General features: G+C 70.8%; 14 protein-coding genes and 1 pseudogene. 3 read left to right on the forward strand and 12 right to left on the reverse strand.

Translation table 11 applies throughout. The features are described 5' to 3' along the window. Window positions 1–57 precede the first annotated feature (57 nt). Complete coding sequence (locus tag SZN_RS03885; RefSeq protein WP_007491591.1) at window positions 58–2,217, reverse strand: RecQ family ATP-dependent DNA helicase; 2,160 nt, start codon at window positions 2,215–2,217, stop codon at window positions 58–60. Between the two features lie 509 nt (window positions 2,218–2,726). Here SZN_RS03885 and SZN_RS03890 point away from each other — a divergent pair. Continuing rightward, entirely contained in the window at window positions 2,727–3,362 is a 636-nt protein-coding gene (locus SZN_RS03890) for a hypothetical protein (protein WP_007491592.1), read from the forward strand. A gap of 511 nt (window positions 3,363–3,873) precedes the next feature. On the opposite strand, the gene SZN_RS03895 is transcribed toward SZN_RS03890, so the two are convergent. From SZN_RS03895 to SZN_RS03925, 7 genes and pseudogenes are all read right to left on the reverse strand, one after another. Beyond that, window positions 3,874–4,509, reverse strand: a complete 636-nt coding sequence (locus SZN_RS03895) for a hypothetical protein (RefSeq protein ID WP_078508428.1) — start codon at window positions 4,507–4,509, stop codon at window positions 3,874–3,876. 68 nt (window positions 4,510–4,577) lie between these two features. Then, a complete protein-coding gene (locus SZN_RS03900; RefSeq protein WP_007491594.1) occupies window positions 4,578–5,279 on the reverse strand; it encodes a ribonuclease HII in 702 nt (233 codons plus the stop codon). An 82-nt stretch (window positions 5,280–5,361) separates the two neighbouring features. Then, window positions 5,362–6,021 (reverse strand): annotated as a pseudogene (locus SZN_RS03905) (TetR/AcrR family transcriptional regulator). 300 nt (window positions 6,022–6,321) lie between these two features. After that, a complete protein-coding gene (locus SZN_RS03910; RefSeq protein ID WP_007491599.1) occupies window positions 6,322–7,227 on the reverse strand; it encodes an ADP-ribosylglycohydrolase family protein in 906 nt (301 codons plus the stop codon). A gap of 12 nt (window positions 7,228–7,239) precedes the next feature. After that, window positions 7,240–7,899 carry a histidine phosphatase family protein gene (locus SZN_RS03915; RefSeq protein WP_043727964.1) on the reverse strand — a complete coding sequence of 220 codons (660 nt, stop codon included), beginning with the start codon at window positions 7,897–7,899 and terminating at the stop codon, window positions 7,240–7,242. Between the two features lie 107 nt (window positions 7,900–8,006). Beyond that, window positions 8,007–8,780 (reverse strand): group II intron maturase-specific domain-containing protein, encoded by a 774-nt coding sequence (locus tag SZN_RS03920; protein ID WP_208865754.1) that lies wholly within the window; start codon window positions 8,778–8,780, stop codon window positions 8,007–8,009. 891 nt (window positions 8,781–9,671) lie between these two features. Continuing rightward, window positions 9,672–10,277 carry a YdbC family protein gene (locus SZN_RS03925; RefSeq protein WP_043727971.1) on the reverse strand — a complete coding sequence of 202 codons (606 nt, stop codon included), beginning with the start codon at window positions 10,275–10,277 and terminating at the stop codon, window positions 9,672–9,674. Between the two features lie 168 nt (window positions 10,278–10,445). On the opposite strand from SZN_RS03925, the gene SZN_RS03930 reads away from it, so the two are divergent. Continuing rightward, window positions 10,446–10,979 (forward strand): TerD family protein, encoded by a 534-nt coding sequence (locus SZN_RS03930; RefSeq protein WP_007491606.1) that lies wholly within the window; start codon window positions 10,446–10,448, stop codon window positions 10,977–10,979. A 171-nt stretch (window positions 10,980–11,150) separates the two neighbouring features. Here SZN_RS03930 and SZN_RS03935 read toward each other — a convergent pair whose 3' ends face one another. Beyond that, window positions 11,151–14,045 (reverse strand): vitamin B12-dependent ribonucleotide reductase, encoded by a 2,895-nt coding sequence (locus SZN_RS03935; RefSeq protein ID WP_007491607.1) that lies wholly within the window; start codon window positions 14,043–14,045, stop codon window positions 11,151–11,153. Window positions 14,046–14,207: 162 nt separating this feature from the next. Further along, a complete protein-coding gene (gene nrdR / locus SZN_RS03940) occupies window positions 14,208–14,771 on the reverse strand; it encodes a transcriptional regulator NrdR (RefSeq protein ID WP_007491608.1) in 564 nt (187 codons plus the stop codon). A 549-nt stretch (window positions 14,772–15,320) separates the two neighbouring features. On the opposite strand from nrdR, the gene lexA reads away from it, so the two are divergent. Next, window positions 15,321–16,100 carry a transcriptional repressor LexA gene (lexA, locus tag SZN_RS03945; protein ID WP_007491609.1) on the forward strand — a complete coding sequence of 260 codons (780 nt, stop codon included), beginning with the start codon at window positions 15,321–15,323 and terminating at the stop codon, window positions 16,098–16,100. A gap of 235 nt (window positions 16,101–16,335) precedes the next feature. Here lexA and SZN_RS03950 read toward each other — a convergent pair whose 3' ends face one another. Together SZN_RS03950 and SZN_RS03955 are read right to left on the reverse strand one after the other, a co-directional pair. Further along, the gene (locus tag SZN_RS03950) at window positions 16,336–18,357 is read right to left on the reverse strand and encodes an ATP-dependent DNA helicase (protein WP_007491610.1); all 2,022 of its coding nucleotides are present in this window, start codon (window positions 18,355–18,357) and stop codon (window positions 16,336–16,338) included. Between the two features lie 295 nt (window positions 18,358–18,652). Further along, complete coding sequence (locus SZN_RS03955; protein WP_007491611.1) at window positions 18,653–19,570, reverse strand: GNAT family N-acetyltransferase; 918 nt, start codon at window positions 19,568–19,570, stop codon at window positions 18,653–18,655. Window positions 19,571–19,600 lie beyond the last annotated feature (30 nt).

The raw sequence follows: 19,600 nt of genomic DNA on the forward strand, positions 1-19,600 counted from the left end.
GCCGCACCCGTGCTCGCCCCACCGCGAGCCGGGCCGACGGGCCGGTCAGCCCGCCGGTCAGCCCGCCGCGGCCAGGACGAGCGGCAGCACCTTCCCGCTGCCCGCCCTCCGCAGCATCCGGGCGGCGACCGCCAGGGTCCAGCCGGTGTCGGTGGAGTCGTCCACCAGCAGCACGGGTCCTGGCGCCCCGGCCAGAGCAACGGCCAGCTCCTCCGACACCGCGAAGGCGTCGGACAGTGCCTTCAGGCGCTGAGCCGAATTGCTGCGTCGCGCCGCGTGCGCGCCGCCCTCTCCCGTGTAGGCCAGGGTGCCCAGGAACGGCAGCCGGCCTACGGTGGCGATCCCCCGCGCGAGCGAATCCACCAACTGCGGGCGGGCCAGGGACGGCACGGCGACGACTCCGACCGGCCGGGGGGCGGCGTCGGCGACCTCCGGCGCCCAGCCTCCCGGGGAACGCGCCCAGTCGGCGAGGACCGACACCGCGGCTCGCAGTACGTCGTCGGGGACGGGACCGTCCGGCGCGTTCTCCGCCAGCAAGGGGCGCAGCCGGTTGCCCCAGCCGATGTCGGAGAGCCGCCCCAGGGCGCGTCCGGTGGAGCACTGCTCGTCGGCCGGGATCCTGCCCTTGAGGTCGACGCCCAGCGCGGGCATGCCCGTCGGCCACATCCGGCGCGGCTCGACCTCGATGCCCGGCCGGTCCAGTTCCTTCGTCGCTCCGGTCAGCGTCTCGGCCGACACGGACGCGTCGGCCCAGGCACCCGCGCAGACGTCACAGCGGCCGCACGGAGCCGCGCCTTCGTCGTCCAGCTGCCGACGCAGGAACTCCATCCGGCACTGTGAGGTGCTGACGTACTCGCGCATGGCCTGTTGCTCGGCCGCCCGCTGGCGTGCCACGCGTGCGTAGCGCTCGGCGTCGTAGGCCCAGTGCGCTCCCGTCGACGTCCAGCCGCCCTTCACGCGCTTGACCGCGCCGTCGACGTCCAGCACCTTCAGCATCGTCTCCAGACGGCTGCGCCGGAGTTCGACCGACGCCTCCAGGGCCGGTACCGACAACGGGCGTCCGGCCTCGGACAGGGTCGCGAGGGTCTGGCGTACCTGCGCCTCGGGCGGGAAGGCCGTATCGGCGAAGTAGCGCCAGATCGCCTCGTCCTCCTGCCCCGGCAGGAGCAGGACGTCGGCGTGGGCGACGCCTCGTCCCGCACGGCCGACCTGCTGGTAGTAGGCGATCGGCGAGGACGGCGACCCGAGGTGCACCACGAAGCCCAGGTCGGGCTTGTCGAAGCCCATGCCCAGCGCGGACGTCGCGATCAGCGCCTTGACCCGGTTGCCGAGCAGGTCGTTCTCGGCCTGGAGGCGGTCGGCGTTCTCCGTGCGGCCCGTGTAGGAAGCCACCGCGAAGCCCCGCTGGCGGAGGAACGCCGTGGCCTCCTCGGCCGCGGCCACCGTCAGCGTGTACACGATCCCGGACCCCGGCAGCTCGTCCAGATGCTCGGCGAGCCAGGCCAGCCGGTGCGCGGCGTCCGGGAGGCGGACCACCCCGAGCCGCAGGCTCTCCCGCTCCAGCGGCCCGCGCAGCACCAGGGCCTCGCCCGCCCCGGTGCCCAGTTGCTCGGCCACGTCCGCGGTCACGCGCGCGTTGGCCGTCGCCGTCGTGGCCAGCACGGGTACGCCGGGAGAGAGCTCGGCGAGCATGGCCCGCAGCCTGCGGTAGTCGGGGCGGAAGTCGTGGCCCCAGTCGGAGATGCAGTGCGCCTCGTCCACGACCAGCAGGCCGGTGGTGGCCGCGAGCTTGGGCAGCATCTGATCGCGGAAGTCGACGGAGTTCAGCCGTTCGGGGCTCACGAGGAGCACGTCGGTCTCGCCGCGCTCGATCTCCCCGTGGATGGTGTCCCACTCCTCCGGGTTGGCCGAGTTGATCGTGCGCGCCCTGATGCCGGCCCGCGCGGCGGACTCGACCTGGTTGCGCATCAGCGCCAGCAGCGGCGAGACGATCACCGTCGGACCGGCGCCGCGCCTGCGCAGCAGCGCGGTGGCCACGAAGTACACGGCCGACTTGCCCCAGCCCGTCCGCTGCACCACCAGGGCACGCCGTCGCTCCCTGACCAGCGCGTCCACCGCCTGCCACTGATCCTCCCGCAGCCGCGCCGCTCCCTGCGGGGCGCCCACGAGCTCGGCGAGGACGGCATCGGCTTCCGTGCGCAGTTCCAGGTCGTTCATGTCTCCATGCAACCCGATGCCACTGACAATCAGCCACTCGCACCGGCCGGCACCGAGCGATCCAGGCCGCGCGCCCCCGCTGCCCGGGGCCGCCGCCGCTGTACCACGCGCGCGTTACCGACATCGCCGCCCGTGACCGGCACCGGCGCCCGCTGACGCCGCTGGTCGCGGCAGCGGCGGGCTTCGTCGCGCGCCCCGGCGTGCCGGACCCTCGGCACTGCGCCGACCGCCCGCGCGAAGAGGTGGGACCTGCGCCGACTCGCGGTACTCCCGTCGTACACGGCGCCCCATGCGTCGCCAGGTCGAGCTACGGGTAGGGATATAACACTCGCACCACCAGATTTCGGTCGGTGACCCCAATTGCTCGTTGCCGCAACCAGGTTCGCCAGGAAGAATTGAAGTCCGCTCCCCGCACGGCCCGTCCGTGATCCGGTAGGGCTCTGCTGCGGTGCGCGCTCCCCCGAATCCGACCCCGCCCGCAGTGTGGGCGCGTAGCCGAAGGGAGGACCGTGACCTTCGGATTCGCTCCGTCCTCCGCGGCATCCACGTCGACGTCAGCCGACCTGCCCGCCGCTTCCGCCAACTCCTTGGCCCGCACGCTCGAACCCGCGGAGTGGGCCGCCGCGGGCATCCCTCTGCTGCGCAATCCGCGTGAGGTCGTGAGCGGTCTGCACTCTCGGCACCGTCCGAGACCGGCGACCGCGATCGTGGCCGTCCTGGACGCGGACGAGCGGTTGCGGGCGAGCGCGTCGTTCGTCCGTCGCCCGGCCCCGGCCGACGGGTGGATGTTCCGCAACGCGCTCCTTTCGCAGCTGCGCCGCGTCATCCCGCACGACCTGCGCCGTCGCACACCGGTCAGGACCGCGGTGCTTCTCTACTGCCGTGACGGCGACGCCCGTTGGACGGAGGAGGACGGCGCCTGGATGTGGGGGCTGCGTGACGCCTGCACGCTGCACGGCCTGCGCTGCGGGGCGTACATCACGCTGACGCACGACGGTTGGCAGGTGCTCGGCGAGGGCCGCGGTGGCCGCCGCCCCCACGTCGACTCGACGCCCGAGCCGTTCGCCCTGTCCGAGTCGCCGTTCCCGGCGCCGCGTACCGGTGGCTCGGCCTCGGAGGTACTCCGCCGAGCGGCGGCGCGCTGAGGACGGAACCGGCGACGTCGCGCCCGGTCCCGCGCCGACCGGCTCGCGGTGCGGCGTGATGCCACCGACGCCGCCCTGCCGCGGCACGGCGGCACGACCGGGTGGACGCGAGCGGGTCGAGGCACGGCGGCAACACCGGGCGGCGAACTGTCCGGCGAGGAGTCACCGCGCGGCGACGCGGCACCACGCGCACCCGGCGAACGAGCCTGAATCCCGTCCGCGGCCACCGCCGCAGCAGGGCTCGCGGTCGGCCCCGCCCCGGACGGGACGCCCGTCTCCGCCGCGCACCTTCGGTACGGAGCGGACGCCGGGGGCGCGGCCTCGCACGTGACGGGGCCGCGTCCAGCGAAACCACGGCTCCCCGCCGTGCGCGCGCCTGACATCCCGCCGTACTGACGCCGTGACGTCATGCCCCGAGGTATGACCGGCGTGGCCGCCGGCCCCCGGGCACTTCTCCCCCGGGTCCCCGGAGTCGCCTCCGGGCACCACCTCCGGGCGAGCCCGAACGGGGTCAGACCGCCGCGCCCAGCGCCGAGTTGATCCGCTCCGGATCGCCGCAGGCGATCAGCAGGGCACCGGCCAGGCCGAGAGCCGTGGGCAGCGTCGCGGCAGCGACGGCGTCGGTACCGCCGTTGAGGGCCACGACCACCACGGGACGCGAGCCGGCCCGGCCCATCTCGCCCGCACCGGCGTAGAAGACATCGTCTCCCGCGTCGTGCTGGGCCCAGTAGGAGGCTTCGCCGAAGGACAGCTCGTGGGTGGCCCACGGATGCCGTTCGCCGACGGTGACCACCAGCACCTCGCCCGGGGCTCGACCGGAGTCGAGGAGCAGGTCGACGGCGCCTTCGGCGGCGTCGAGCGCTCCCTCGGGCGAGGCCGGGATCACCTGGATCTGAGGGGTCGCCGCGGCCGGGGCAGCGGGGGAAGCGGGGGCCGACGGTCCCGGCTTGGGCGCCGCCACGTCGCGCGCCGTACGTTGCACCGGCGGCGTGGGACGCAGGGGCCCGGGGCGGCCCGGACGCGGTGGGGCCGCGGGGCGGGGGCCGGGTACAGGACGAGGGGTCGGCGCGGTACGGCCGGCGGCCGGCGTGGCGCGGGGACCCTGGGCACTCTCGTGAATCTGAGGCTCCTCGGGAATGAGAGGCATGAGCTGATTTTTATCAAACACTGGTGCGACTTGCGTCGGCGGGTGGCACGCGAGCGCGCGCGGAGTCGTCAGAAGTCGAAGCCGAGCTGTCCCTCGATCTCCGGAACGTTTCCTTCCGCCCAGCTGCGGACCTTCTTGAGGTGCCGCCACTGGGGCAGCGCATCAAGATACGCCCACGACAACCGGTGGTACGGGGTGGGGCCCCGATCCGCCAGCGCGGCCTGGTGCACGGGCGACGGGTACCCGGCGTTGTCCGCAAAAGCGAAGTCTGCATGGTCGGCACCCAGTTCGGCCATCATTTTGTCGCGCTGAACCTTGGCGATCACCGAGGCCGCCGCGACCGCCACACAGGACTGGTCGCCCTTGATGACCGTACGGACCCGCCAGGGCGATCCGAGGTAGTCGTGCTTCCCGTCGAGGATCACGGCGTCGGGACGGATCGGCAGCCCTTCCAGCGCACGCACCGCGGCGAGGCGCAGCGCCGCCGTCATCCCCCTCGCGTCGATCTCCTCGGGGGAGGCGTGACCGAGTGCGAAGGACGTGACCCAGGTGCGCAGCGTCTCGGCGAGTTCGTTCCGCCGCTTGACGGTGAGCAGCTTGGAGTCGGTGAGCCCGTCGGGGGGCCGGCGCAGCCCGGTGACCGCCGCGCAGACGGTGACGGGACCGGCCCAGGCGCCACGACCGACCTCGTCGACCCCGGCGATGATCTTCGCTCCGGTCGTGGCCCTGAGGGAGCGCTCGACGGTGTGGGTAGGTGGTTCGTACGGCATGGCGCCCTTAGCGTACGCCGCCCGGAAGCCGCTCCGACACCCCGGTTCACCGAATCGGGACCGGAGTCGGCGCGGCGAGGACTCAGCCGCCCGCAGGACGCGGCAGCGGGAGGATGAGCTGGTCGATCATCTCCTCCAGATCCTGGTCGTTCCATTCACTCGCGCACATCTTCGACCGGTACATCCTCATGGCCGGGACAGCGTCGACGACGTAGTCGCCAGCGGCCTCCTTATGCGGCTCACCCCGCTCAACTCCCGGCATGATGAATTCACGCAGCAGTCTGATCGTCGGCTCCACGACCCCCTCGAAGATCGCCGCGTGGAACCGCTCGGCCTCAGTTCCGTCGCATTCGTGAATCACCGCCCGCAGCGCGAGGCCGGGCCGCGAGAACGTCGCGTCACGCGCCTGCCGGGCCAGTTCGAGCAGATCTTCGCGCACGCTTCCCCGGCACGGAGCCTCCTCGAAGTGGGGCAGTCACGCGCAGGGCGTCAACGACGAGGTCTTCCTTGGACGGCCAGCGGCGGTGGGCGGCAGCCTTGCTGGTCTGCGCGCCTGCCGCGACGCCCTCCATGGTCAGGCCCTTGCAGCCGACCGTACTCAACTGCTCCAACGCGGTGTCCAGGATTGCGCGTTCGAGCACGGCGCCACGTCGACGGGGGCGGCCGACCGTGCGGATGCGGCCCTGCAGCGCGAGGCAACCGTCTGCGCGTCTCCAACGAACGAGTGAAGCGGGGATGACAGGGACTCGGGCACACCGCACGGCCACGACGGGAGAACCGGCCGCACGAAGAACACATGAGTGAACGCGGGCGTTCACTCACCCCCGAGCCCCTCGCCACGACCGCCACGACCGCCCCGCACCAGGAGCCCCGCACCTCCACACCCGCACCTCCACATCCGCCCCCCGACAGTCGCGAGCCCACAGCCGCGACCCCAGCGGGCACCCCGCTGCCTCCACAACGGCCGAACCGTCACGCAGAGTTCCCGGAAGGCACAGAAAGTTATCCCGGTCATCCCGCCCAGGCGGCGACAGGGCCCGTCCTAGGCAGCCGCAGGGACCCAGTCCGGCAGGGCCTCGGTCCGCTCCAGCCACGGGCCCGGCACCGCACCGGCCTTGCCGGAGCCGATCACTCCGCCCACGATCGCGCACGTCGTGTCCACGTCGCCGCCGACCTGGGCGGTGGTCCAGAAAGCCTGTTCGTAGTCGCCGAGGGCCCGCGCGGCGGACCACAGCGCGAAGGGCACGGTGTCGTGGGCCGTCGTACGCCGCCCACAGCCCAGTACGGCCGCCACGGTGGCCGCGTCGGCGTAGTCGAGCATGTCCCGGGCGCGGCGCAGCCCCGCGCCGACCGCGCTCTTCGGGACCAGGGCGATGACGTCGCCGAGCAGGGCCTCCGGGCGGGGCGGGCCGCTCGGTGCGGCGGCGAGAGCGGCGGCCGCGGCGACGGCCATGGCCCCGACGACGGCCTCCCGGTGCTGATGCGTGGGGTAGGCCGAGATCTCGGCCTGGTGGGTGGCCTGCTCGGGATCGTCCGCGTACCAGGCACCCAGGGGGGCGATACGCATCGCGGCGCCGTTGCCCCAGGACCCCTGGCCGTTGAAGAGCGCGGCCGACAGCTCACGCCAGTCGCCGCCCTCGCGGACCAGGCGCAGCAGGCGGTTGACCGCAGGGCCGTAGCCCCGGTCGAAGTCGTGGCGCTCCGCGAAGGAACGGGCCAGGGCGTCCTGGTCGACGCGGTGGTGCGCGGTCAGCACGGTGACGACGGAGCAGGCCATCTCGGTGTCGTCCGTCCACTGCCAGGGACCGGCCGGCAGTTCGCGGCGCTTCAGCAGCGGATGGTTCGCCGGCACGAAGAACTGCGAGCCCAGCGCGTCCCCCACCGCGAGTCCGCGCAGGCTGGCGAGGGCGCGGTCCAGGCGCCCTGCGGGGGAGGGGTCAGCGGTCATCGCTCTGCCACTCTATCCGGTGATTCCGTACGGTTCCGGCTCACGCCAGCGTTCGAACGGCCGGTCAAGCTCGTATCGGCCGTCGCCGCGGAGAACGAGCATGCGCATCTCCGCGTTCCCCGGATTGGACAGGGATTCGAATTCGGCGACCGTCCAGTGGAACCACCGCATGCAGAAGAGCCGCATCGCCAGGCCGTGGGTCACGAGCAGCACGTTCGGGGGGTGGTCGGGTGCCTCGAAGCTGCGGAACAGGCTCTCCAGGAAGCCGCCGACGCGGTCGTACACGTCCGCGCCGGACTCGCCCTGGGCGAAGCGGTAGAAGAAGTGGCCGTAGGCGTCCCGGTAGGACTTCTGGAGGCGCACGTCGTCGCGGTCCTGCCAGTTCCCCCAATCCTGCTCACGCAGCCTGGGCTCCTCGCGCACCCGCATGAGCCCGGGGTCCAGGTGGAAGGCCCGCAGTGTCTCGTGCGTGCGGCGGTACGGGGAGACGTACACGCTCACGCGCTCGCGGCCGAACACCTCGCGCAAGCGCTTTCCCGTCTCCTCGGCCTGCCTACAGCCCCGCTCCGTCAGGGCCAGCGCGTGGTCGGGCTCACGCTCGTAGACGGTGTCATCAACATTGCCCGTTGACTCCCCGTGCCGGACAAGGACGATGCGCCGTGGTCGTGCCATTGGTAGTCAGGGGCGCGGTGCTCTTTCGAGCCCGTTTCCCCATTCCCCTTTCAATCCGTGCGTGCGGTTTTCCCGCACACGGCTTACCGATGATCTTCTTGGCATGGTTACGCAGTCTTCGGGTAGCGGATGGTGCCACGCAGGCAGTACAGGCCGTGCCCCACGAACCACTCTTCCGTCCACGCATTTTGTTGCCCACCACGCAAGTTACGCCCCCGCTTCTCAAGCATCAATCGGCGAAGTCGCCACACTACATGGTTGTCAACTTGGCGGAACTTCCTGGCGGCATTCCCGGTTCGGAAGTAGTTTCCCCAGCCGCGCAGGATCGGATTCAGCTCCGCGATCACATCGCGAATATCCATTCCAGACCGGCGGCGGTCGGTCCGCACACGGACCTTGTCCCGGAGTCGCTTCATCGCCGCTTGCGAGGGCCGGCGATGCAGGTAGAAGCGGACTGTGTCGTACTTCTCCCACGACCGGCCCGAAAAGCGGGCTCTGAAGTGGCAGCCGAGGAAGTCGAGTCCTCCCCGGCCCTCTCTGAGCCTGAATCCACCGAAGAAGTTACGGATATCGAACTCCACGACAAAGCAGCTGCCCTTAGCGAAGCCGACACGAAGCCGTTCCATCGCCTGCGTCGCCGACCGCTTCGGCCGGAAACCGTACGAACACGGGAGAAACCCCGCCTCGAAAACAGGCTCCAGCACAATCTTCGCCGCCTGCTGAGCAACCCTGTCGCGCACCGTCGGAATACCCAGCGGCCGTTTGCCACCCTGCGGTTTCGGCATATCTACACGCCTGGCCGGCGCAGGACGATACATACCTGAGCGGAGATCACGCTGAAGTTCGCCGAGCATCCGGCGGACCCCATACTCGTTCTCCACAAACGCCAAGGTGACCCGATCCACCCCGGCACTTCCCCTATTGGCCCGGACACGTTCCCACGCCTCCCACAGCACGTCACCTCTGTGGATACGGTCATACAGGGCGTGAAAACACCGCTCCGGAGGCTGCTTGGCCGCAGCCCATAGTCCGCGTTGGAGTTTTCGCACTTTCGAGACGGACGCATGCCCGTCCACTACGACGGTGCAGTGCCCGTCGGGGTGGTTGGACCGGGTCTCCCCGGTCATGCCCTCGCGCTTACCCCCGCCACGGACGTGATCAAAGTGCGGGCCCTTCCCTCCCGGCGCGTTATGTTGCACGCCGATCAGCGGTACTACGCCCCGCTCGGACTCCCGCTGCCCTCCGGACGACTTCACCATCGGCTTATACGTCCGGTCTCGTGCCCGACGTCAGGCGTGGTCAGACGGGGCTCTCCTGTTCCGGCCCAGACTATGCACACGTGCCGCCCTCCGTACCCCGGGAGAACCCCGGAGGCTGCCCCCGGAACAGGGCCCCCAGGACATGGCCTTCGCCGCGGCATGACGGGCTCGGCTTCTCCGCTGTCGGTTTGACGAGGCTGCAAGGTTCGCTTGATGCTACGGCCCGCGTGCTTGCTCCCTCCAAAGAGGCATTCGACGCCCCGCTCAGCCCGCCGCGTCTCCACGACGAACCGGGGCCTGCTACCGGGCACTCCGGTGTCCACCCGGACGGGACTTCCACCCGCGAGCCTGGACCAGCCTTCAGGACGCAACATGCCAAAACCCTAGATCGGGTGACGGCTGATCGAGCACTCGTACGGGCTCCATACGGCGTAGGTCACACATTTCCCGCACCATCGGTCACACGGAGACGTGGTGGACGCGGGTCCGGGCAGCGGGCAGGCGGCGGCCGGCTCAGACCGTCCAGGACGGTTCGAGGCCGACGATGTCCCCGGTGAGGGCGGCGACGTCCGCCTCGGTCTGGGCCCGCAGCGCCAGTCGCTCCACGCGCTCGGTGCGGTACTTGCCGTGCTCGGCCGCCGAGAGCCACATGGAGAGGATCAGGAACTCCGGGCCGGGGGCCTCACCGAAGAGCCCGCGGATCATGCCCGGGGAACCGGCCATGGCGGGGTTCCACACCTTCTCCTGCATGAGCGTGAAGTGCTCGGCGCGTTCCTCGTGGACCCGGCAGTGGGCCACCCGGACGAGGTCGGCGTCGGTGAAACGCGGTTCGAATCCGGTCTTCACGTCGAAGCGGTAGTCGAACAGCTTGACCTGGGCGTCCTTGAACGTGCCCGACTGGGACGCGGCGAGCCGGTCGTGGGAGCGGGCCATGAAGGAGTCGTAGAAGGAGCGGCTCTCCCAGAAGGAGAAGACGTGTGCCACGCCCTGCCGCCCCCGGCTCCACCCGCCACCCTGTCCCCGAAACCCCGGCTCTCCCAGAAGCCCCGCCCATTTTCGCTGCCCCCGCTCGAAGCCGCGGCGGTCCACCACGGTGCAGCGAATCCACTTGACCAGCACCGCGCCATGGTAAGGCCAGGAAGCGTGGCGCGGTCGCGGTCTGCGCGAGTGCTCTCCCGCGCTCGCTCCCGAGGACGTGGCAGGATGGACAACCGGCCTTCTCCGCCTGGTGGTTGCGGGCAGGCGGTCAAGGCTGACGACAACGCGGCACGGGGAAGGGGAAACCTGGTGAACGCCATCAACAAGGGCAGTCGGAAGGTCGAGATCTCGGTCAAGTGGGACCCGAGTCCGTCCGGTCAGCCGCCCACCGACCTGGACGTGGTCGCCGCGACCTACCTGGCGGGCGATCCGCACGGCGATCCCGCGTACGTGGTGCACTTCGACAGCCGCTCCCCCGACGGCACCATCTATCTGAACCGGGACAGCAAGGACGGCAAGGGCTTCGGCTGGGACGAGGTGCTGACCGTCGAGCTCGACCGGCTCGACGCCAAGTACGCGCGCGTGCTGGTCGGCGTCGTGATCCAGCAGCGCCCGGCGCAGCGCACGTTCGTCAGTGTCGTCAATCCGGCGCTGCGCATCCGGGAGGGCTACACCGAGCTGGCCGAGGACGACTTCGGCGGTGTCCTCGGGGCCACGGCGGCGACGGTCGCGGAGTTCGTGCGCGACGGTGCGGGCCCTTGGGAGTTCCGGCCCGGCGTCCACGGCTTCGAGGACGACCCGGCCACCTTCACGGCGACCATGGGCCACGCAGACCTGGCCTGAAAAGGCGTGCCCACGCACGCGTGGGCGGGCGTGGCTCGGAGACGTCCCCACGCGCACGCGTGGGCGGTCGACGCGTACGCGGAGAGGGGCGCCGACTGTCTGTCGGCGCCCCTCTGCGTGCGCTGCGTCAGGCCCCCTCGGGAGCCACGGGCCCCGCGGCCCCGCGCGGCGTCAGCTGCAGCCGCTGGTGGAGCCGCAGCCCTCGCAGATGTAGCAGGAGCCGGCCCGCTGCATCTTCGTACCGCAGGAGAAGCACAGCGGGGCGTCCGCCTGGATGCCGAGCTGCATCTCCACCAGTTCGGCGCTGGTGTGCGCCTGCTGCGGAGCGGGCTTGGCGGCCTCGACCTCGGCCTTGGGCGTCACAACGGCCTTCAGCTCCTGGGCGCGCGGCGCCGACTGGGCCAGGCCCTCGACGTCGACCTCGTCCTCGGAGGGCTCGTACGAACCCGTCTCCAGGTGACGCTGACGCTCGTCGGCGGAGTGGATGCCGAGGGCGGAACGCGTCTCGAAGGGCAGGAAGTCGAGCGCCAGGCGGCGGAAGATGTAGTCGACGATCGACTGCGCCATCCGCACGTCCGGGTCGTCCGTCATGCCGGCCGGCTCGAAGCGCATGTTCGTGAACTTCGAGACGTACGTCTCCAGCGGCACGCCGTACTGCAGACCCACGGAGACGGCGATGGAGAAGGCGTCCATCATTCCGGCGAGGGTCGAACCCTGCTTGGACATCTTCAGGAAGACCTCGCCGAGACCGTCGTCCGGGTAGGAGTTGGCGGTCATGTAGCCCTCCGCGCCGCCGACGGTGAAGGACGTGGTGATGCCGGGGCGGCCCTTCGGCAGCCGCTTGCGGACCGGGCGGTACTCGACGACCTTCTCGACCGCCTCGCGGATGGTGGCCTCGGCCTTCTGCGTGACCTCGGCCTTCTCCTTCTCCTTGGTCTTGGCGGAGAGCGGCTGGCCGACCTTGCAGTTGTCGCGGTAGATCGCGAGCGCCTTGACGCCCATCTTCCAGGCCTCGAAGTAGATCTCCTCGACCTCCTCGACGGTCGCCGACTCCGGCATGTTGACCGTCTTGGACAGGGCGCCGGAGATCCAGGGCTGGATCGCGGCCATCATCCGGACGTGGCCCATCGCGGAGATGGAACGCTCGCCCATCGCGCAGTCGAAGACCTCGTAGTGCTCGTGCTTGAGGCCCGGGGCGTCGACGACATTGCCGTGGTCGGCGATGTGGGCGACGATCGCCTCGATCTGCTCCTCCTGGTACCCCAGGCGGCGCAGGGCCTGCGGGACCGTGCCGTTGACGATCTGCATGGAGCCGCCGCCGACGAGCTTCTTGAACTTGACCAGCGCGAGGTCGGGCTCAAGGCCGGTGGTGTCGCAGGACATCGCCAGACCGATCGTGCCGGTCGGGGCGATGACGGACGCCTGGGCGTTACGGAAACCGTTCTTCTCGCCGAGGAGCTGCACGTCCTGCCAGGCCTCCGTGGCGGCGGCCCAGATCGGCGTGTCGAGGTCGTCCATGCGGACGGCCACGGCGTTGGCGTCGGCGTGCTGCTTCATGACGCGCAGGTGCGGCTGGGCGTTGCGGGCGTAGCCGTCGTAGGGGCCGACGACCGCGGCGAGTTCGGCGGACCGCCGGTACGACGTGCCGGTCATCAGAGAGGTGATGGCACCGGCGAGGGCACGGCCGCCGTCGGAGTCGTAGGCGTGTCCGGTGGCCATCAGCAGGGCGCCGAGGTTGGCGTAGCCGATGCCGAGCTGGCGGAACGCGCGCGTGTTCTCACCGATCTTCTGCGTCGGGAAGTCCGCGAAGCAGATGGAGATGTCCATCGCGGTGATGACGAGCTCGACGACCTTCGCGAAGCGCTCGGCGTCGAAGGACTGGCTGCCCAGGCCGTCGTCCTTGAGGAACTTCATCAGGTTCAGCGAGGCGAGGTTGCAGGACGTGTTGTCCAGGTGCATGTACTCGCTGCAGGGGTTCGAGCCGTTGATGCGGCCGGACTCCGGGCAGGTGTGCCAGTGGTTGATGGTGTCGTCGTACTGGATGCCGGGGTCGGCGCAGGCCCAGGCGGCCTCGGCCATCTTGCGGAACAGCGCCTTGGCGTCGACCTCTTCGATGACCTCGCCGGTCATACGGGAGGTCAGGCCGAAGGTGCCGCCCGACTCGACCGCCTTCATGAACGTGTCGTTCACACGGACCGAGTTGTTGGCGTTCTGGTACTGGACGGACGTGATGTCGTCGCCGCCCAGGTCCATGTCGAAGCCCGCGTCGCGCAGGGCGCGGATCTTCTCCTCCTCCTTGACCTTGGTCTCGATAAAGTCCTCGATGTCGGGGTGGTCGACGTCGAGGATGACCATCTTGGCGGCGCGGCGGGTGGCGCCGCCCGACTTGATCGTTCCCGCGGAGGCGTCGGCACCGCGCATGAAGGAGACCGGGCCCGAGGCGTTGCCGCCCGAGGAGAGCAGTTCCTTGGAGGAGCGGATCCGGGAGAGGTTCAGACCTGCGCCGGAGCCGCCCTTGAAGATCATGCCCTCTTCCTTGTACCAGTCGAGGATCGACTCCATGGAGTCGTCGACGGACAGGATGAAGCAGGCCGAGACCTGCTGGGGCTGCGGGGTGCCCACGTTGAACCAGACGGGGCTGTTGAAGCTGAAGATCTGGTGCAGGAGGGCGTACGCCAGCTCGTGCTCGAAGATCTCGGCGTCGGCGGGCGAGGCGAAGTACTTGTGGTCCTCGCCGGCCTTCCGGTACGTCTTCACGATGCGGTCGATGAGCTGCTTGAGGCTCACCTCGCGCTGCGGAGTGCCGACGGCACCCCGGAAGTACTTGCTGGTGACGATGTTGACCGCGTTCACCGACCAGAAGCCGGGGAACTCGACGCCGCGCTGCTCGAAGTTCACCGAGCCGTCGCGCCAGTTGGTCATGACGACGTCACGGCTGTCCCAGACCACCTCGTCGTACGGGTGCACGCCGGGGGTGGTGTGGATGCGCTCGATACGCAGTCCCTTGGTCGCCTTGGTGCCCTTGGCTCGGGAACTCCGTGCCGGACCGCTCGCCGTCTCTGTCATGCCGCCTCCCTCTACGGGCGAAAACGCCCTGAAGTGCCGCGATGTTCCCCGTGGCACGTGGTTCTGTCTGGTGTCGCGGGCACCGCTGGATCGCCACCCGCAACAGGTCTTGTGTGGCCGCCGCACGACCGGATCCGCCCTGAAGGCGGATCCGGTCAGCCCTCAGTCGGCGGCGCCCGCGGGCACGGGGACCTGGCCGGTCCCTCCGGGCCCGTGGCCGTCTTCACGGCTCCCCGCCACCGCGTCTTCCTCACGGTCCTCGTCGTCCGCGGCGGGGCCTCCCGGCGTGTCCCGCAGTTCCGCGATCGCGGCCTCGAAGTCCTCCAGCGAGTCGAACGCCCGGTAGACGGAGGCGAATCGCAGATAGGCGACGAGGTCGAGTTCCTGCAACGGGCCGAGTATGGCCAGCCCCACGTCATGGGTGGTCAGCTCGGCGCTTCCGGTGGCCCGCACCGCCTCCTCGACCCGCTGGCCGAGCTGGGCGAGCGCGTCCTCGGTGACAGGCCGTCCCTGGCACGCCTTGCGCACGCCGTTGATGACCTTGGTACGGCTGAAGGGCTCGGTGACCCCGGACCGCTTGATCACCATCAGTGAGCACGTCTCCACCGTCGTGAAACGACGGGAGCAGTCGGGACACTGGCGGCGGCGGCGGATCGACGTGCCGTCGTCGGTCGTACGGCTGTCGACGACCCGGCTGTCGGGGTGCCTGCAGAAGGGGCAGTGCATCAGTCCCAACCCTCCTCACAGCAGACTCAATAGCCTCGCAGGGCCACATGGGCCCCTCGAAGCAGCCCCAAGCATAGGCGATCTCCGAACGTCCGAAGACCGGGGGGACCACAACTTCTGGGCCGCTGCCGCAATCCAACCACTAGATGTGGGGATTGGCTCATACATCCACGCCGAACACGCGTGTCGCGGGAACATCGGAACGCGCCGTACGCGGGCACCCGCACGGCGCACCTCGGGGTGCACGGCCGTATCGCCGCGGCACATACGGAGATAGCGTGAGCGCGGCACGGAGGGGACGTGGGACTCCCGCACAGATCGGGGCCGGTTCGCGAGCGGGCAGACCCCGGATGACAGACTGGGGCGCCGGCCCGGCGGTGAAGAGTACAGCAATGGACCTTTTTGCCCGTAGGCCGGATCGTCTGGCCATACACCCCGACATGCGATCAGGTCAGGCGCTCCGCGATTTTTCACTCGAACGTGTGTTTGGCGCAACCTTTCGAAAGCAACTACCGTTGTGCAGCAGGGAGACCATCGAGAGGGGCCGACGTGACCACCACCGCAGACAGTGCCGCCATCACTGCCCAGGACCGCTCCCAGGGCCGACTCGAGCCGGTGCATGCGATGAACGAAGCCGTGAATCCCGAGGGACAAAAGCGCTCCCTACCCGGCCGACCTCCCGGAATCCGGGCGGACAGCTCGGGACTCACCGATCGCCAGCGCCGCGTGATCGAGGTCATCAGGGACTCCGTCCAGCGGCGCGGCTACCCGCCGTCGATGCGGGAGATCGGCCAGGCGGTCGGACTGTCGAGCACGTCGTCGGTCGCACACCAGCTCATGGCCCTGGAGCGCAAGGGCTTCCTGCGCCGCGACCCGCACCGCCCGCGCGCGTACGAGGTCCGCGGTTCGGACCAGGCCGCCTCGGTGCAGCCCACCGACACCACGGGCAAGCCCGCCGCGTCGTACGTTCCGCTCGTCGGCCGCATCGCCGCCGGCGGCCCGATCCTCGCGGAGGAGTCCGTCGAGGACGTCTTCCCGCTCCCCCGGCAGCTCGTCGGCGACGGTGAACTGTTCGTCCTCAAGGTCGTCGGCGACTCGATGATCGAGGCCGCGATCTGCGACGGCGACTGGGTCACGGTCCGCCGCCAGCCCGTCGCCGAGAACGGCGACATCGTGGCCGCCATGCTCGACGGCGAGGCCACCGTGAAGCGCTTCAAGCGGGAGGACGGACACGTCTGGCTCCTCCCGCACAACGCCGCGTACGAGCCGATCCCCGGTGACGACGCGACCATTCTGGGCAAGGTGGTGGCGGTGCTGCGGCGAGTCTGACGACCGCCGCGGCGGGCGGGCCATAGGCTTTCGCCCTCTGACCGGGCCCCGGGACCTCTGCGCCGGTTCCGGGGCCCTGTGCTGTCCGGCGGCCAAGGCGCCGCCCTCCGGGGCCGGGGTGGTGTGCGAGGACCGTTCGCCCACCCCGTTCGGCTCCGCTCTCCACCCCGGTGCCCGTGGGTCCGCGAGGGGTGGGTGGCCTTTCACGGCGCCGCGAAGGACCACCCACCTCATTTCACTCCGCCCGGTCCACTGTTGCCGGCTCCGGCGCCGCAGCTTCCGCCTCCGCCTCCGCCTTCCGGGCCACGGCGTCGATCGCGGCCAGCGACCGGCGGACCTGATCACGGTCCGTCGTGTACCAGAAGTCGGGCAGTGACGCCTTCAGATAGCTGCCGTAGCGAGCCGTGGCCAGCCTCTGGTCCAGCACGGCCACCACCCCCCGGTCACCGGAGGCACGGACGAGGCGGCCGGCGCCCTGGGCCATCAGGAGGGCGGCGTGGGTGGCGGCGACGGCCATGAACCCATTGCCTCCGGCGTCCTCCACCGCCTTCTGCCGGGCGCTCATCAGGGGGTCGTCGGGGCGGGGGAACGGGATCTTGTCCATCACCACGAGCTGGCAGCCGGCCCCGGGGACGTCGACGCCCTGCCACAGCGACAGCGTCCCGAACAGGCAGGTCCGGGGGTCGGCCGCGAAGTTCTTGATCAGCTCGCCGAGCGTCTCCTCGCCCTGGAGGAGGATCGGGAACTCGGGGATGCGGGACCGTAGTTCCTCGGCGGCCAGCTGAGCGGCCCGCATCGAGGAGAAGAGGCCGAGAGTGCGGCCCCCGGCTGCCTGGATCAGCTCCGTCAGCTCGTCCAGCATGTCCGTCCGGTCGCCGTCCCGCGCGGGGCGGGCCAGGTGCTTGGCGACGTAGAGGATGCCCTGCCTGGGATAGTCGAACGGCGAGCCGACGTCGACGCCCTTCCACTGCGGGAGGTCGTCGCCCTCGGTGCCCTCCGGGGCCAGTCCCAGGGACGCGCCGACGCCGTTGAAGTCCCCGCCCAGCTTCAGGGTCGCCGACGTCAGGACGACGGAACGGTCCGCGAAGAGCTTCTCCCTCAGCAGACCGGAGACCGACATCGGGGCCACGCGGAGGGACGCGCCGAAACGGTCGTGCCGCTCGTACCAGACGACGTCCCACTCGGAGCCGTTCGTGATCCGCTCCGCCACGCCGTGGACGGCTTCCACCGAGGCGAGTGCCTGCTTGCGGACGGCGTCCTCGTCCTGCACGGACTTGTCGCGGGTCGCGCCGATCGCCGAGATGACCGTCCGGCAGGCGTCGCGCAGCGCCATGAGCGCGTAGCCCAGGTCTTCCGGGATCTCCTCCAGCCGGCCCGGCAGCGCCAGCTCCATCAGCCGCTCGAAGCCCTCGGCGGCGGTCTGGAGCTGGTCGGCGGCCTTCTCGTTGGCCAGCTTCGCGGCACGGCGCACCGCCCGGTTGACCTGGCCGGGGGTGAGCTCGCCCGTGGCGACCCCGGTCACCCGGGACACCAGCTCGTGCGCCTCGTCGACGATCAGCACCTCGTGCTGCGGCAGGACCGGAGCGCCCTCGATGGCGTCGATCGCCAGCAGGGCGTGGTTGGTGACGACGACCTCCGCGAGCTTGGCCCGCTCGCGCGCCGCCTCGGCGAAGCACTCGGCGCCGTACGCGCACTTCGTCGCGCCCAGGCACTCGCGCGAGGACACCGACACCTGGGACCAGGCGCGGTCCGAGACACCGGGAGTCAGGTCGTCGCGGTCGCCCGTCTCCGTGTCGTCCGCCCAGTCGCGCATCCGCAGCAGGTCCTGGCCGAGCTTGCTCGTGGGGGCGGCCGCCTCGAACTGGTCGAAGAGGCCGTCCTCCTCGTCCTGCGGGACGCCCTCGCGCAGGCGGTGCAGGCAGAGGTAGTTCGACCGGCCCTTGAGCATCGCGAACTCGGGCCGCCGCCGAAGCAGCGGATGCAGCGCGTCGACCGTGCGCGGAAGGTCCCGCTCCACGAGCTGACGCTGGAGCGCCAGGGTCGCCGTCGCCACGACGACCCTCTCGCCGTGCGCCAGCGCGGGCACGAGGTAGCCGAGCGACTTTCCGGTGCCGGTGCCGGCCTGGACCAGCAGATGGGAGCCGTCGTCGATCGCCTGCGCGACGGATTCGGCCATGGTCACCTGGCCGGGGCGCTCCATACCGCCGACGGCGGTGACGGCGGCATGGAGGAGTTCGGGGAGTGAGGGCTTCGTCATAGCGCGACCACCCTACGACCCGCCACTGACAATCGGGCGATCACGGTGGGGACGGGGGGCGGGATCAAGACCCTGGTTCCTGGTGCGGTGGGGGCGGCTCGCGGCGTCCGGTGCGGTGCCCCGCGAGGCGGAGCGTCACCCGCGTACGGGACGCACCCGGATGACGCGACGACGCGGCCTGGGGGTCCCCCTGCCCGCAGGGCTCGGGGGAGGTGCCGGGCGCCGCGAGCCGGTGAACCCTCCCGGCCACCGCGCCGGAGGGCCGGGAGCGGGGTGACGATCGCATTGCGCGGCGTCACATGAGATGGCGCAGGGTGCGGTCCCTGACCATGAAGGCGGCGCGCTTGGCGGGCAGCTCGACCTCCTCGGAGAACCGGAATCCGGCGCCGAGGAACGCGGCGACGGACGGGGTGTTGCGGAGGTCGGGTTCGGCGACGACGCGCGCGCAGGCGGGGCGCTTGTCGAGCACGAGGTCGGCGACCGCCCGCAGGAGTGCGGTGCCGAGTCCCCGTCCCCGGTCGCCCGCGGCGCCGATCAGCAGATGGACGCCGGTGTCGTGGGGGCGGGCCGCGTAGTACCGGGCCAGCGGGTCGAGGTCGGCACGGTAGACCTCCCAGTAGCTCATGGGAGTGCCGTCCAGGAGGCCGACGCACGGGACGCTGCGCCCGTCACCGCCGAGGTGGGAGCGCAGGTGCTCCTCGGTGGCGTTCGAGGGGCCGGCCAGTTCCCAGAAGGCGGCGATGGCGGGGTCGTTCATCCACCGGCTGATGATCCGCAGGTCGCGTTCGACGTGTACGGGCACGAGGTGGAGAAGCCCGGCGGGGGTGCGGGTGGGCCCCCAGTCGGCCAGGTGGTCGAGCAGATCGTCCGTGAGCGGAGTGGGGCGGGCGGAGCCGGGGACCGCGCACTTGTCGCCCTCGCGCTCTGCATGGTCCGCGCGGTCTGTGCTCTCTGTGCGGTCCGTGCTGTCTGTGCGCTCTGTGCCGTCCGTGCTGTCATCGGCGAAGAGCGCGACGAACTCGGGGGGCAGTTCCAGGTCCAGCGTGTCCTCGCTGTCCGGGTCGGTGTCCTCGACCGCTTTCGACGCACCTCGCGGGGCGGCCGGTGGGGAGGCCGGTGGGGTGCGGCCGTCGCCGCGGCCGGCTCCCGGCTCGGTGCCGATGTCGGTGGCCGGGGACGTGTCGGCGTTGGCGCTCGCGTCGGTGGGGGGCACGGCGACGCTCCTCTCAGGAGGCGGGTGGGG

The organism is Streptomyces zinciresistens K42 (assembly GCF_000225525.1).
In the GTDB taxonomy this organism is placed as follows: Bacteria; Actinomycetota; Actinomycetes; order Streptomycetales; family Streptomycetaceae; genus Streptomyces; species Streptomyces zinciresistens.